The sequence below is a fragment of the Dongia rigui genome (assembly GCF_034044635.1).
GTDB lineage: Bacteria > Pseudomonadota > Alphaproteobacteria > Dongiales > Dongiaceae > Dongia > Dongia rigui.
The window spans coordinates 2311936-2325532 of record NZ_JAXCLX010000001.1 but is presented as its reverse complement, the minus strand read 5'-3'; the positions used below and the strand labels follow the sequence as shown (position 1 = coordinate 2325532).

The 13597-nt window shown below is 63.2% G+C and carries 20 protein-coding genes and 1 riboswitch; of the genes, 11 read left to right on the top strand and 9 right to left on the bottom strand.

The window, feature by feature from the left end; genetic code table 11:
- Positions 1-5: 5 nt before the first annotated feature.
- Complete coding sequence (gene cobW / locus SMD31_RS10845; protein ID WP_320500853.1) at positions 6-1076, bottom strand: cobalamin biosynthesis protein CobW; 1071 nt, start codon at positions 1074-1076, stop codon at positions 6-8.
- A gap of 49 nt (positions 1077-1125) precedes the next feature.
- On the bottom strand, positions 1126-1686 hold the full coding sequence (gene cobU / locus SMD31_RS10840) for a bifunctional adenosylcobinamide kinase/adenosylcobinamide-phosphate guanylyltransferase (RefSeq protein ID WP_320500852.1): 561 nt from the start codon (positions 1684-1686) through the stop codon (positions 1126-1128).
- A gap of 31 nt (positions 1687-1717) precedes the next feature.
- Positions 1718-1931, bottom strand: a riboswitch (cobalamin riboswitch).
- Between the two features lie 223 nt (positions 1932-2154).
- On the opposite strand from cobU, the gene SMD31_RS10835 reads away from it, so the two are divergent.
- From SMD31_RS10835 to SMD31_RS10820, 4 genes are all read left to right on the top strand, one after another.
- On the top strand, positions 2155-3336 hold the full coding sequence (locus tag SMD31_RS10835) for a sensor histidine kinase (RefSeq protein WP_320500851.1): 1182 nt from the start codon (positions 2155-2157) through the stop codon (positions 3334-3336).
- 135 nt (positions 3337-3471) lie between these two features.
- Positions 3472-4230 carry an SDR family NAD(P)-dependent oxidoreductase gene (locus SMD31_RS10830; protein ID WP_320500850.1) on the top strand — a complete coding sequence of 253 codons (759 nt, stop codon included), beginning with the start codon at positions 3472-3474 and terminating at the stop codon, positions 4228-4230.
- Between the two features lie 99 nt (positions 4231-4329).
- Complete coding sequence (locus tag SMD31_RS10825; RefSeq protein ID WP_320500849.1) at positions 4330-4578, top strand: hypothetical protein; 249 nt, start codon at positions 4330-4332, stop codon at positions 4576-4578.
- Positions 4575-4991 carry a hypothetical protein gene (locus tag SMD31_RS10820; protein ID WP_320500848.1) on the top strand — a complete coding sequence of 139 codons (417 nt, stop codon included), beginning with the start codon at positions 4575-4577 and terminating at the stop codon, positions 4989-4991. Before SMD31_RS10825 ends, SMD31_RS10820 begins: the two co-directional genes overlap by 4 nt.
- A gap of 161 nt (positions 4992-5152) precedes the next feature.
- Here the strand turns inward: SMD31_RS10820 and arsC are convergent, their stop codons facing one another.
- Positions 5153-5503, bottom strand: a complete 351-nt coding sequence (gene arsC, locus SMD31_RS10815; RefSeq protein WP_320500847.1) for an arsenate reductase (glutaredoxin) — start codon at positions 5501-5503, stop codon at positions 5153-5155.
- A gap of 73 nt (positions 5504-5576) precedes the next feature.
- Here arsC and SMD31_RS10810 point away from each other — a divergent pair, with 73 nt between their 5' ends.
- The 3 genes from SMD31_RS10810 to SMD31_RS10800 are packed head-to-tail and all read left to right on the top strand — an operon-like array spanning position 5577 to position 6819.
- On the top strand, positions 5577-6104 hold the full coding sequence (locus tag SMD31_RS10810) for a PAS domain-containing protein (RefSeq protein WP_320500846.1): 528 nt from the start codon (positions 5577-5579) through the stop codon (positions 6102-6104).
- A gap of 10 nt (positions 6105-6114) precedes the next feature.
- Positions 6115-6366, top strand: a complete 252-nt coding sequence (moaD, locus tag SMD31_RS10805) for a molybdopterin converting factor subunit 1 (RefSeq protein ID WP_320500845.1) — start codon at positions 6115-6117, stop codon at positions 6364-6366.
- Between the two features lie 6 nt (positions 6367-6372).
- The gene (locus tag SMD31_RS10800) at positions 6373-6819 is read left to right on the top strand and encodes a molybdenum cofactor biosynthesis protein MoaE (protein WP_320501027.1); all 447 of its coding nucleotides are present in this window, start codon (positions 6373-6375) and stop codon (positions 6817-6819) included.
- A gap of 6 nt (positions 6820-6825) precedes the next feature.
- Here the strand turns inward: SMD31_RS10800 and SMD31_RS10795 are convergent, their stop codons facing one another.
- Together SMD31_RS10795 and SMD31_RS10790 are read right to left on the bottom strand one after the other, a co-directional pair.
- On the bottom strand, positions 6826-7152 hold the full coding sequence (locus tag SMD31_RS10795; RefSeq protein ID WP_320500844.1) for a hypothetical protein: 327 nt from the start codon (positions 7150-7152) through the stop codon (positions 6826-6828).
- A gap of 92 nt (positions 7153-7244) precedes the next feature.
- On the bottom strand, positions 7245-7700 hold the full coding sequence (locus SMD31_RS10790; RefSeq protein WP_320500843.1) for a carboxymuconolactone decarboxylase family protein: 456 nt from the start codon (positions 7698-7700) through the stop codon (positions 7245-7247).
- 65 nt (positions 7701-7765) lie between these two features.
- Between SMD31_RS10790 and SMD31_RS10785 the strand changes: the two genes are divergently transcribed.
- Positions 7766-8254, top strand: a complete 489-nt coding sequence (locus SMD31_RS10785) for a MarR family winged helix-turn-helix transcriptional regulator (RefSeq protein ID WP_320500842.1) — start codon at positions 7766-7768, stop codon at positions 8252-8254.
- On the opposite strand, the gene SMD31_RS10780 is transcribed toward SMD31_RS10785, so the two are convergent.
- Positions 8251-9018, bottom strand: a complete 768-nt coding sequence (locus SMD31_RS10780; RefSeq protein ID WP_320500840.1) for a helix-turn-helix domain-containing protein — start codon at positions 9016-9018, stop codon at positions 8251-8253. The genes SMD31_RS10785 and SMD31_RS10780 overlap by 4 nt on opposite strands.
- A gap of 98 nt (positions 9019-9116) precedes the next feature.
- Between SMD31_RS10780 and hppD the strand changes: the two genes are divergently transcribed.
- The 3 genes from hppD to SMD31_RS10765 are packed head-to-tail and all read left to right on the top strand — an operon-like array spanning position 9117 to position 11738.
- Positions 9117-10184: a 4-hydroxyphenylpyruvate dioxygenase gene (hppD, locus tag SMD31_RS10775; protein WP_320500839.1), complete on the top strand. Its 1068-nt coding sequence runs from the start codon at positions 9117-9119 to the stop codon at positions 10182-10184.
- Positions 10185-10194: 10 nt separating this feature from the next.
- Positions 10195-10740: a VOC family protein gene (locus SMD31_RS10770; RefSeq protein WP_320500838.1), complete on the top strand. Its 546-nt coding sequence runs from the start codon at positions 10195-10197 to the stop codon at positions 10738-10740.
- On the top strand, positions 10737-11738 hold the full coding sequence (locus SMD31_RS10765) for a fumarylacetoacetate hydrolase family protein (RefSeq protein WP_320500837.1): 1002 nt from the start codon (positions 10737-10739) through the stop codon (positions 11736-11738). Before SMD31_RS10770 ends, SMD31_RS10765 begins: the two co-directional genes overlap by 4 nt.
- A 22-nt stretch (positions 11739-11760) precedes the next feature.
- Here SMD31_RS10765 and SMD31_RS10760 read toward each other — a convergent pair whose 3' ends face one another.
- The 3 genes from SMD31_RS10760 to SMD31_RS10750 all read right to left on the bottom strand — a co-directional run bounded on the left by SMD31_RS10760 (position 11761) and on the right by SMD31_RS10750 (position 13587).
- Complete coding sequence (locus SMD31_RS10760; RefSeq protein WP_320500836.1) at positions 11761-11988, bottom strand: hypothetical protein; 228 nt, start codon at positions 11986-11988, stop codon at positions 11761-11763.
- Positions 11989-12184: 196 nt separating this feature from the next.
- On the bottom strand, positions 12185-12394 hold the full coding sequence (locus SMD31_RS10755) for a cold-shock protein (RefSeq protein ID WP_320500834.1): 210 nt from the start codon (positions 12392-12394) through the stop codon (positions 12185-12187).
- A 416-nt stretch (positions 12395-12810) separates the two neighbouring features.
- The gene (locus SMD31_RS10750) at positions 12811-13587 is read right to left on the bottom strand and encodes an enoyl-CoA hydratase (protein ID WP_320500833.1); all 777 of its coding nucleotides are present in this window, start codon (positions 13585-13587) and stop codon (positions 12811-12813) included.
- Positions 13588-13597: the final 10 nt, after the last annotated feature.

Here is a 13597-nt window from a genome sequence, read left to right as displayed (position 1 = left end):
GGGTTTTAGGCGAGCGCAGCCGTGATCGCAGCGCGGTCGAGGCCCTTGAGGCCGATCACGACGATGCGGCCCTTGCGCCCTTCATGCGCTTCCAGCGGCCGGTCGTAATAATGCTGCAGGCGGTTGCCGACACCCTGCAGCACCAGGCGCATGTCCTTCCCCGCCACGGCAAGGAAGCCTTTCACGCGCAGAATATCGTGGGCTTCGATGGCCGGCACCAGCTTGGCCAGCAATTGCTGTGGCTCGGCGAGTTCGCCGATCTCGACCTGGAAGCTTTCGAAATCGTCATGATTGTGATCCTCGCCCTCCAGCTCATGATGCGAGGGCCGCGCGCTGAGATCGGCTTCGGCCGCCGCATCCAGCCCCAGCAGCACGCGCGGATCAACCTCGCCGAAACGCGCCGTGATCATCTTCGCCGGGCGCTGCAATTCCTTGATGATATGGGCCTGGGCCGCTTCATGCTCGCCCCCCGTCATCTGGTCCGCCTTGTTGACGATGATGAGATCGGCACAATTGATCTGGTCTTCAAAGAGTTCCGCCAACGGGCTTTCATGATCGAGCCCGTCATCCGATTTCCGCAGCGCATCGACCGCATCCGGATTGTCGGCAAAGCGGCCGGCCGCCACCGCCGGCCCGTCGACCACGGCGACGACACCGTCGACGGTGACGCGCGTGCGAATCTCCGGCCAGTTGAAGGCCTTCACCAGCGGCTTCGGGAGTGCCAGGCCCGAGGTCTCGATGACGATATGGTCGGGCGGGTTGGCGCGGTCGAGCAGCGCCTTCATGGTCGGCAGAAAATCGTCGGCCACCGTGCAGCAGATACAGCCATTGGCCAGCTCGACGATGTTTTCATCCGGGCAGCCTTCGATCTTGCAGCCCTTGACGATCTCGCCGTCGACGCCAAGCTCGCCGAATTCGTTGATGATGAGCGCCAGGCGCTTGCCGCCGGCATTCTTGAGAAGATGCTGGATCAGGCTGGTCTTGCCGGCACCGAGGAAGCCCGTGACGATGGTGGCCGGAATCTTGCCGCCCGGAATCTTACCAGTGGCACCAGCAGCGTTGGAAGCGACAGTCATTGCATGATCCTTATCGGCTCTTATTTCAAACCGCGCGGCGACCCGCGCGTCACTTCAGTATGAGCGGCAGGCCGGCCGCGACGAACAGCACGTGGTCGGCGCGCGCTGCGATGCGCTGGTTGAGACGCCCCGCGTGATCGCGGAAGTCGCGCGCCAGCTTGTTGCCCGGCACAATGCCGAGGCCCACTTCATTGGCGACGAAAATGAGCGGGCCGCCGCATTGGCCGAGCGCTGCCTCCAGCGCGTCGATCTCCGCCGGCACGTCTTTTTCCGCCAGCAATACATTGGTGAGCCACAGCGTCAGGCAATCGACCAGAACCGCCGCCCCCTTCTCTGTTTCCGCCACGATCGTTTGGGCCAGGGCCATGGGCTCCTCGACCAGGCGCCAATCCGGGTCGCGGCGGTCGCGGTGGAACTGCACCCGCGCCGCCATTTCGGCATCACGGATCTCGGCGGTGGCGACATAGGTACGGGCACCCGTATGCCGGTCGAGGACTTCCTCGGCATAGAGGCTTTTGCCCGAACGCGCCCCGCCCAGCACCAAGGTGATGGCAGGCAGCGGGGTGATGATGCCGGTGGGACCGGCGCCTTGTGACAAGGATCGAGCCATGATGGCGCGAAACCTCCCTCCGAGGTCGTTGCCGTTACGAAGCGGCCGCCGAGGTCTCCTGACTCGACCGTATTCCAGCGGATGGCCTTCCCAGCCGCACCGGCCAGTGGCTCTTTCATCCGCCGCATCCCAGTTAACGATTGGGATAACGATCCTACAGTTGCGGGGGCAGCGCCGGAATGTCGCCAGATTGGCGTTTCACCGGCTTCCCTCTTTGCGGTTGGCGGCAACCTACTCAAAGCGGCGGGGCTTGGCCAGCAGAAACCCAGCCTCGCCCTGGGACATCAGGCACAAGGATTTCGGATAAAATTACACAATCGTATGATGATTGATTTCACCTCTTTACCTCTCATTATTCACCAAGTGTCAATCTGCTGGCACATAGTTTCGAACGTTTGAAAACGACGGCCGGGATCTGCCCGGCCACAGGATGGATCACTCTTGGCCTGTTCCAGCTTGGATACCAGCATGCAGCCTGATGCGGCGCGGCAAGGGGCGGCAATGTCGGCGGCGGATGCCGCGCTGCTCGACGTCATTGCGACGCCGATCGTCATCACGCATCTGGCGACCACCGACATCCTCTTTGCCAACGCGGCCGCCAAGGCGCTGTTCGAGCGCCCGGCCGACCTGCCGGCGGGTCACCGCACCGATCATCTCTATGCCGACGCCAATCTGCGCGGCGAGCTCATTCAGCGCCTGCGGCGCGACGGCTCGATCCAGAATTTCGAGATCGAGTTTCAAAGCTTCACCGGCCGTCGCTTCTGGGGCCTCCTGTCCGGCCGCGCCACCAAATATGAAGGGGCCGACGCGCTCGTTGCCTCCATCGTCGACATCTCGGCGCAGAAGGAGCGCGAGGTGCAGCTGGCCCAGGCGACCGAACAGCTGCGCGTGCAGGCGGCCTCCACCGCCCAGCTCAACCACGAACTGAAGCGCCAGCGCCAGGTGGCGATTACCGCCAGCCGCGCCAAGAGCGATTTCCTGGCGCGCATGAGCCATGAATTGCGCTCGCCCTTGAATGCCATCCTCGGCTTTTCCGAAGTGATCGCCGGCCGCGTCTTCGGCGCCGACGGCACCGCGCGGTATGAGGATTACGCCCGCAACATCAACCAGGCGGGCACGCATCTTCTCGAACTCATCAACGACATCCTCGACCTTTCCAAGGTCGAAGCCGGCGAGATGCAGCTGAGCCTGGAGCCGATCGAGCTCAAGGAACTCATCAACAGTTCGGTCCAGCTGATGACCCCCATCGCCGAGAAGCGCGGCGTGCAGCTGGTGGTCGATCTCGGCCGTTCGCCCTTGTCGCTGGTGGCCGACCGCCGGCGCCTGCGCCAGATGGTGGTCAATCTCGTCAGCAACGCCATCAAGTTCACCCTGGCCGGCGGCACCGTGATGATCACGGCGCATCAGGCGCAGGGCAACATCGTCATCGACGTGGCCGATTCCGGCATCGGCATGACGCCGGACCAGGTCAAAGTGGCGCTGCAACCCTTCGGCCAGGTCCCCACCGACAGCCCCTATGCGCAAACCGGCACTGGCCTTGGCTTGCCCATCGTCGACAGCCTGGTGAAACTCCATGGCGGCAAGCTCGACATCCAGTCGACACCCAATGTCGGCACCACCGTGACCCTGACCATCCCCAAGGTGCGGTAGAGGAGCGCCTCGCTGGGGCCTTTTTACCGTCATGGTCGGCGAAGGCCGACCATGACGGAGTGGTTTCGTCGCTTCCTATCCGGGCATACTCACCCTACATTCCCCGGCCTGACTCTAAGTGAGAGCATCACGACCATGACCCGTTCCATTCTCATCACCGGTGCCGCCTCCGGCATCGGTGCCGCCACGGCGCGGGCGCTGGCAGGCGCAGATGTGCAGATTCTGCTGCACACCAAGAGCAACCGCGCAGGTCTTGAACAGGTCGCCGCCGAAATCGAAGCCGCCGGCACACGCACGGTGCTCGCCATGGGTGACCTCGCCCAGCGCGAAACCGGCGCGCAACTCGTCGCACAAGCGATCGAAGCCTTCGGCGGCCTCGACATCCTCATTGCCAATGCCGGCTTCCCCTTGCGCCCGCTCATCGGCGAATTGACGCGCGACGAGCTTGATTACACCCATGCCGTCATCGCCGGTGGCTTCTTTGCGCTCACCACCGCCGCCTTGCCGCATCTCAAATCGGCGGGTGCGCGCGGCCGCATCGTTGCCATCTCGACCCATAACGCGCATCTCTTCCTGCCGGGCTATCTCAACTTCCCCGCCAGTGCCTCGGCCAAGGCAGCGCTGGAGACGATGGTGAAATCATTGGCCCTGCAACTCGCCCCCGATGGTGCGACGGTCAACGCCATTGCTCCCGGCCTCATCGAGAAGGACCGGCATGCGGAAGGTAAGGCCGTCTCCGCTGATCAATGGCCGAAGCTGACTGCGCGCATCCCCATGGGCCATAAGGGCCAACCCGCCGACGTGGCCGCCACAATCGCCTTCCTCTGCTCCCCCGGCGCCCGCTACATCACCGGCCAGGTGATCCATGTCGATGGCGGGCTGGTGATCCGGTAGGCGCTAACCAGCTTTCCGCTATCGATCCCGCCGCCATTCACTTGACTCAAATATGTTACCTTGGTACATGAGTAACATTCGTACATCGAGATCCCATCCATGGAAACCATCGAACGCGTACAGACCGGCGTGCGGCTGGAGAAGCGGCTGCTGAAGGTTTTGAAGGCCGTGGCCGAGTTGAAGGACATGTCGCTCGGCGATCTCATCGAAGGGATGGCGCTGCATGCTTTTGAGGGAAAGTGCGCCTTCGAACCGGCAACGGTGAAGCAGATCGCCGAATTGAAAAAGGTCTACGGCCTGACGCTGACGGCGGCCGCCAGCCACAAGCTGAAAGAGAAGTCGAGATGAGCGCCGATGCAATGACCGACGACGATTTCCTGGCGGCGCTGGAGAGTTGCCGCATCGATCCGGCGGCATTCAATCATGCGGCCCATTTGCGCGCCGGGTTTCTTTATTTGCAGCGCCACGACTTCGCCGCAGCGCTGGGCGCCATGCGTCATGCGATCCAGCGCTTCGCCGCCGCGATCGGCAAGGACGGGCTCTATCACGAGACCATCACTTGCGCCTTCATGACCCTCATTAATGAGCGCCTCGCTACAGAATCTGTAGGCATCCGTTGGGAAGGTTTCGCCTTGCGCCATGCCGATCTCTTCGACGGCACCGCATTGTCGCAGCATTATTCGCGCGAGAGGTTACAGCACCCGCTGGCGCGCACAGTCTTCCTGCTGCCGGACCGCGTGCCGGGAGAGAAAGCGGCCTAGAGTCTTCGTCTCAACTCCCCCTCTCCCTAACCCTCCCCCACGTTGGGGGGAGGGGATTAGAGCCAGTTTATCGCCGGCAACTCAGCACGCTCGATGAACTCCCTCCCCCCAACGTGGGGGAGGGTTAGGGAGAGGGGGCTCTTATCCGAACGAAACGCCGACTAGTCGACCAAATCCCAGACCTTCTCCGGCGGGCGGCAGAGCACGGCGCGTTTGCCGTTGACGACGATGGGGCGCTCAATCAGGACAGGTTCTGCGACCATCTTGGCGATGAGTTGATCGGGCGTCAGCCTGGTGACGTCGCCCAGCGCCTCATAGGCATCGCCCTTGCGGCGCAATATATCGGCCGGCGCCGCACCCCCCATCGCCACCAGGATTTTCTTCAGTATTGCCACGTCGGGCGGCGTCTTCAGATACTCGACCACCTTGGGCGCATGGCCCTTTTCGGTCAGCCAGTCGAGGACCTTGCGGGACGTGCTGCATTTGGGGTTGTGGTAGATGATGATCGACATGTGGACCTGCCTTTGCCCGTCGGCTGTGTGCTGATGTGGCCAACCTAGCGAGGTGAGTCCCGATTTGCCAACCGTGAGCGATATCCGTGATCAGGCGGGCCTGGCGGCAGATCCGCGCTTTGGCCGGCTCCTTGCCCATGTGACGTCGAAACGGGGCACGCGGCGCTGGGCGTCGCGCGGCGACATCGACCCCGGCGATATCGCCGCACTGCTGCCCAATATCTGGATCATCGAGATCGAGCAGCCTTTGGATCCCACCGCGCGCCGCCTGCGCGTGCGCCTCGCCGGGACCCAGGTGGAGCGCATCTATGGCCGCAGCCTCAATGGGCTCTATCTCGAGGAGATGGATTGGGGCATCTATTCATCGCGCATCTTCCATGCCCTGGGCCGCATGGCCGATGACGGTGTCGGGCATTTTCTTGATGCCGCAGCCATGATTCAGCCGCGCCTGTCGCGCCGCGTGCGGCGTCTCGGGCTGCCGCTCTCCGACGACCAGCTGCGCGTTTCGCATCTGGTGCTGCTGGCCTATTACGAATTCAATGCCAGCGCGCCGGAGCATTTCCATGAATTGTGGCTGGACGAAGCGGTGATGCGGCCCTAAATGTTGCCCCATGAAACTGCTTTATTTCGCCTGGATCCGCGCCAAGATCGGCGTCGGTGAAGAACAGATCACCCTGCCGCCCCATGTCGCCACTGTGGGCGATTTGCTCGATTGGCTGGCCGCGCGCGGCGACAATTACGCGGGCGCCCTCAAGGAACGCAAGGTGGTGAAGGTGGCGGTCAACCAGGAATATGTCGGTGCCGATCACCCGGTAAAGACGGGCGATGAAGTGGCCCTGTTTCCACCCGTCACCGGCGGCTGAGTCATGATCACGGTCAAGGTCCAGCGCGAGGATTTCGATATCGGCGCGGAACTGGCAGCCTTGAGCGAGGGCGATACCCAGGTGGGTGGTGTCGCCAGCTTCACCGGCCTGGTGCGCGACATGGGCGGCCAAGGCTCAAGCATGACGCTGGAGCATTATCCCGGCATGACCGAGAAGCAGCTGACCGCGATTGCCGACGAGGCGATGCAGCGCTGGCCGCTGGCGCGGTGCCTGATCATCCACCGCTATGGCAAATTGCTGCCCGGTGATCGGATCGTGCTGGTGGCCACGGCCTCGGCGCATCGCGAGGCGGCCTTGGCATCTTGCGCCTTCCTCATCGATTGGCTGAAGACCAAGGCGCCGTTCTGGAAATTGGAAGATGACGGCAGCACCCAGAACTGGGTCGACGCCAAGGCAAGCGACGATCAGGCAGCGGAGCGCTGGCAACGCTGAGGCGGGTTACTTCTTGGCCGCGCGTGCTTCTTCCGACACCAGCTTCATCAGGATGTTGCGCCAGCTGGGTGTGGGCGGGGTATAGCGCACGTCGCAATTGCCGCCTTCATTCTTGATGACGACGCCATAGGTCGGCAGGCTGCGCTCCCATTCCTTCAGCGTGATGACGAACGAAAACTGGACGCGTTGGCCGATCGCCATCCAATCCGGCATGCCGCCGATCAGCACATCCTGGATGTTCATATTCACGATCGGATGAACTTTCCGATCGAGCATCACATGCATGTTCTTCAGCGTGAGGCGCGGCAACGCCTGGGTAATTGGGGCCTGCATTCAAATACCTTCCTGGCCCCGGGCAAATGCCGGAGCAATGGCGGCCAGAGTGCCCCAACTTGGTTAGGAAATGGTTTATCAGGCGGTAAACATTAGATAACCGGCGCGAAGCGGAGACCGCCGCAAATGCGATTCCAGGCATTGATATTGGCAATGGCAGCGGTCAGAAACGCGATGTCACTCTGATTAAATTCCTGCCGCAAGCTGTCGAATGCCGCATCCGACGCCGCCCCATGTTCGGCCTGGGTCAATATCTCGGCCCAGGCGAGTGCTGCCCGCTCGCGGGGCGTGTAAATGTCCGCATCGCGCCAGGCAGCGGCGAGGTCGAGCTTGGACGCCTTGATCCCGAGCTTGCGCGCGATGCCCAGATGCAACTGCAAGCAGAACGCGCAGCCATTGATCTGCGAGACCCGCAGCTTGACCAGTTCGGTCAGTTCCTTTTCCAGGCCAGAGGCATCGACGGCCTTGCCAAGGGCGATGAGCGCATCCCGGGCATCCGGGGCAATCTTGTAGAAATCCTCCAGTGTCATACGGGGGGTCACGGACATGGCTGGTTCTCTCCAGAAAATCGGATAATATCAGAATACGAACAACATATAAGAGCTCTGATATCATGCGCAAGCGTCACCCGGATCACCCCGCCATGCCGCACGTGCATGTCCCCAAGGCGGGTGAAGGCAAGCGCGGCGAAGGCGGGCATCTTGGCTATCTGCTGCGCCAGGCCGGTGTCGCCCATCGCCACCGCTTCGAACTGGAATTGGCCGAGATCGGCATCACCAATCCGCAATTCGTCGTCCTCACCATGCTGGCGAATTATCCGGGCCTTTCCGGCGCCGATCTCGCGCGCCTTTCCCTGCTCACGCCGCAGACGGTCAGCGTCATCGTTGCCAACCTCATCAAGGCCGGGCTGGTCGAACGCCGCAAGCATGCGGTCCACGGCCGCATCCAGCATATCGACGTGACCGCCGCCGGCCGTGCGATGCTGGTCCAGTGCCGCAAGCCCGTGCAGCGCCTCGATGCCTGGTTGCGCCAGGATCTCAGCGCCGCCGAGGAGCAGGTCGTCCGCCGCTGGCTGGTGGGGCTTGCCCGCGAGACCGATTAGGGCCCGACCACGCGGCCGATGGCACGCGCCGTCTCGCGCAGCTGCATGAGATTGGCGGCGGCGACCTCATCCGCCTCATGGGCCTCCGCCGGCCAGACCAGGCTGAGGCAGCCCTGGGTCCCGATCGGCACCGCGATATCCATCGGTTCGCGCCCGTAATCCGAGGATTGCGGCCAATATCCGGCGGCGCGTTGTCCGTAGCCGCGCTTCTTGGTGAGGGCGAGTTCGTTGGCCAGTTGCCCCTTGGTGACAGCAAGGCGCTCGGCCGGGGAATCGAGGCGGGTGACGTGGGCGAGATGCCGGGCGCGGGTGGCTGGGTCGCAGGCGGCGAGCAGCGCACGGCCGGGGGCGGAGAAGACGAGCGAGGGGCGGAAGCCCGCGACCTTGGGATCGACCCCGCCGATCTGCGCCGTCCTTGTCGATTCGACCACTTCCAGGACGCCCACACCCATGACCCAGACAAGGTCGGCCGCGAGACCCGTAACCTCAGACAAATCAACAAGATAGGGCAAGGCTGCCCGCGCGATGCGGCCGCGATCCGGTTCGGCCAGCGGGGCCGCCTGCGGCAGGGTGGCAACGAACAGCCCGTCATTGCGGCGGCGATAGACCCAGCCCGCCTCGACCAGCGTCAGCAGCAGGCGGCTGGCCGTGGCCTTCGGCAAATCGCCGTGGCGGGCCAGCGCCGAGAGGGTGGCGGGGCCTTTCAGCTCCAGCTGGCGCAGCAGGATGAGGCCGCGCTCGAGGCTCCGATTCGTCTTCTGCATCCCTGAAGTGTTCCACCAGGTGAGACGCGGGTCTAGGCCCAAATTGCCCCTCGGGGGTAGTTTTGGGGACGTACCCAATGCTGACGCGAGGCATTTGCATGGACGCCCAGAACCCCATCGGTCTCGACGGCTTCGAATTCGTCGAATTCGCCGCCCCGGATCCCGAGGTCCTCGACCAGGTCTTCAAGGCGCTGGGCTTCACCCTGGTGGCACAGCACCGCTCGAAGAACGTCCAACTCTATCGCCAGGGGGCGATCAACTTCATCGTCAACCAGGAGAAGGGCAGCCTTGCGCAGTATTTCGCCGAGGAGCATGGCCCCTCGGCCTGCGGCATGGCCTTCCGCGTTGCCGATGCGCATCAGGCCTATGCCGAACTCCTGCGGCGCGGGGCGCAGCCGATCGACATCGCGCCGGGACCGATGGAGCTGAAGCTGCCGGCGATCAAAGGCATCGGCGGGGCGCCGATCTATCTCATCGACCGCTATGCCCCGGGCGCCAGCATCTATGACATCGACTTCCGCTATCTCACTCCCGAGCGCGAGCCGAAGGGCCTTGGCCTCCTCGAGATCGATCACCTGACGCACAATGTCTATAAGGGCCGCATGGCCTTCTGGGCCGGCTATTACGAGCGGCTCTTCAACTTCGCCCAGGTGCGTTACTTCGACATCAAGGGCGAGTATACCGGCCTGCATTCGAAGGCGATGGCGGCACCCGACGGGCGCATCCGCATCCCGCTCAATGAGGAAGCCTCGAAGGAAACCGGGCAGATCGAAGAATTCCTGATGCGCTTCAATGGCGAGGGCATCCAGCATATCGCCCTTTCGACCGATGATATTTTCGCGACCGTCGACCGCCTGCGGGGGAACGGTGTCCCGTTCATGAAGGCGCCGCCCCATGCCTATTACGACATGCTGGAGGAACGCCTGCCCGGCCATGGCGAGGATGTGGGTGAGCTGAAATCGCGCGGCCTCCTCATCGACGGCAGCACCGAGAAGGGCGATCCGCGCATCCTCATTCAGATCTTCACCACGACGCTGCTGGGGCCGGTCTTCTTCGAGATCATCCAAAGGAAGCGCGAGGAAGGCTTCGGCGAAGGGAATTTCGCCGCCCTCTTCCGCTCGATCGAGCGCGAGCAGATCGAGCGCAAAGTCGTTGGTCAGAACTGAGGAGCAGGCGATGAGCGGATTGAGACTGCACGGCGTTCACCACGTTGCCTATCGCTGCCGCGACGCCAAGGAAACGGTGGAATGGTACCAGCGGCATCTCGGCATGGAATTCGTGCTGGCGATTGCCGAGGACGAGGTGCCATCGACCAAGGAGCCGGACCCTTACATGCATGTCTTCCTGGATGCGGGTGGTGGCAATATCCTGGCCTTCTTCGAATTGCCGACCAAGACCGAGATGGACCGCGACCGCAACACCCCTGCCTGGGTGCAGCATCTGGCATTGAAGGTGAACAGCGAGGCGGAACTGCTGGCGGCGAAGGAACGCCTGGTGCAAGCCGGCATCAAGGTGATCGGCCCGGTCGACCATACCCTGTTTCATTCGATCTATTTCTTCGACCCCAACGGCCACCGCATCGAATTGGCGCATGACATCCAGACGCCGGAGATGAAGCGGCGCCTCGATGAGGTCAAATGGGCGATGCTGGAAGAATGGGCGAAGACGCGCCGCGCCCCCAAACACGCGGCCTGGCTGCATGACGGGTCGCTGAAGGCATGAAGCTGGCATCCTTGAAGAACGGCACCCGTGACGGTGCCTTGCATGTCGTCGACCGCGCGCTGAAGCAGGCGGTTCCGGTAACCGAATATCCGACCCTGCAGGCAGCCCTCGATGATTGGGCCGCGGCCGAACCGGTGCTTAGGGCCTTGTCACGCCGCCTCAATGCCGGCGAGATCGAGGGAAATGCCTTTGATGCAACCCAGTGCCTCTCGCCGCTCCCGCGCGCTTACCAATGGGCCGATGGCTCGGCCTATGTGAACCATGTCGCCTTGGTGCGGCAGGCACGCGGCGCCGAGATGCCGGCAAGCTTCTGGACCGACCCGCTGATGTATCAGGGCGGGTCGGACACGTTCTTGGGCCCTACCGAGGCGATCCCGCTGCGTGATCCCACATGGGGCTGCGATTTCGAGGCCGAGATCGCGGTGGTGACGGATGACGTGGCACTGGGCAGCAGCGTCGCCGAGGCCGCCTCGCGCATCCGCCTCGTCATGCTGGTGAATGACGTCTCGCTGCGCGGCCTCATCCCCGACGAGCTTGCCAAGGGTTTCGGCTTCTTCCAGTCGAAGCCGTCATCGGCCTTTTCGCCGGTCGCGGTGACGCCGGATGCGTTGGGCGATGCCTGGGACGGGCGCAAGCTCAGCGGTGCGCTGCGTTCCTTCCTCAATGGCGCGATGTTCGGCTGTCCCGATGCCGGCACCGACATGACCTTCGACTTTCCGACGCTCATCGCCCATGCCGCGAAATCACGAGCCTTGGGGGCGGGCACCATCATCGGTTCCGGCACGGTTTCCAACCGGGGGCCCGATGGCGGGCCTGGTACCTGGGTCGCAGAAGGTGGCCGCGGCTATTCCTGCATCGCCGAGCGGCGCATGGTGGAACAGATCGCGGGTGGGAAACCGGTAACGCCGTTCCTGCAATCGGGCGACCGCGTGCGGATCGAGATGCTGGATGCCGGCGGCGCCTCGATCTTCGGCGCGATCGATCAGGTGGTGGGATAGAGACCCGTCACCGGGCGCCCGCTTACTGGTTCGGTGAGCGCTTCATGGTTTTGATGGGGCCGCGAGATTGGCCGGACATTTCGGCGATCTTGCGGTCCTGTTCTTCGATGAAGGTCTTTGCGGGATCGTCGCCGTCGAGACCGCCGAGATCCGCTGCGGGCACTTTACGGTTCGAGGTCTGGCGGCCGTCCTGATAGACGACGTCGAAGAGGACGAAGCCGGCATCGACGACTGGTTTCTTGCGTGCCATGGAAATCTCCATCTTTTGATCATTGGCCCGGCGCCGAGGATGGCGGTCGCGGGCGGATGTCGGACGCGCCGGCAAAAAAGCGGGCGAGATCGCCCGGCCGGCACGAAGGCAGTTCACGCTATGACAAAAGCAATGGGGCACCCGTTGCGGGGTGCCCCATTTCCATCAACGTCGCGAACGACGCTAAACGGTCAGCTTAGACGGCCTTGAGATTCTCGGCCGAGCTCTTGCCGCGCTTCGGGTCGTTGTGCACTTCGTACGAGACCTTCTGGCCATCGTTGAGCGTGCCCATGCCGGCGCGCTCGACGGCCGAGATGTGAACGAACACGTCCGGGCCACCGGCTTCCGGCTGAATGAAACCGTAACCCTTGGTGCTGTTGAACCATTTGACAGTGCCGGTCGGCATTGCTGTCCTCCGTAAACATAGTTGGGTGGCGCCACCCCCGATGGGCAACGCATCAGACTGTGTCTCGATCTTGACGCGATCTGGGCACCCGGAGGGCGTAGCAGGTCGGCAGTACGAAGCAGAATGACAACCCTAAAATAGAAAATCTAAGCAAAGACGCAAGAAGAAAGGCGACATGGAGTCGCGGTGCTTTCCCTAGTAGCTTGTAATCGTTCGATATACCACCTGTGATACCTGTACGATTATTTGCCGGGAAGGGCCCCAGCCGACCCGGGGCGGCCGGCTGAACCCGTCACTGGCGCCCCCCATCCTGACTCGCCCCCTGAAGGGAGAGCGACCAGGAACGTGGGGCGCCGCGCGGTTGGTGCAAACCCTGGCCAAATCCCCGTCCCTTCGGGGATGGGCTCAGCCATGCCTCAGCGGTGCTTGAAGACCGGTTTCCGCTTTTCCACGAAGGCCGCCATGCCTTCCTTCTGGTCCTCGGTGCCGAAGGCCGCATGGAACAGGCGGCGCTCGAACTTGATGCCCTCGGCAAGGCTCGATTCGAAGGCGCGGTTCACGCTCTCCTTCGCCATGAGGACGATGGGGAGGGAGAAGCCGGCGATTTTTTCTGCCGCCGCCAGCGCTTCATCGAGGAGTTTCTCGGCCGCCACGACGCGGGCGACGAGGCCGCTGCGCTCGGCTTCCGCTGCATCCATCATGCGGCCGGTGAGGACGAGATCCATCGCCTTCGCCTTGCCGACAGCGCGGGTCAAACGCTGCGTGCCGCCGGCGCCGGGAATGATGCCGAGCGTGATTTCCGGCTGGCCGAATTTCGCATTCTCCGCCGCGATGATGAAGTCACACATCATGGCGATCTCGCAGCCACCACCCAATGCAAAGCCGGCGACGGCGGCGATGATGGGTTTGCGCACGGTCGAAATGCGTTCCCAGCCATTGGTGATGAAATCGGCAACCAGCACGTCGACGAAACCGCGGTCCTTCATCTCCTTGATATCGGCGCCGGCGGCAAAGGCCTTCTCCGAGCCGGTGAGGACGATGGCGCCGATGGCGCTGTCCGCTTCGAGCTCGTTCAAGGCGGTCCCCAATTCGCGCACCAATTCATCGCAGAGCGCATTGAGGGCCTGCGGGCGGTTCAACCGGATGAGGCCGACGCGGCCCTTCTTTTCAAGCTCGATGGTGGCGAATGCCATGATGGGGTCT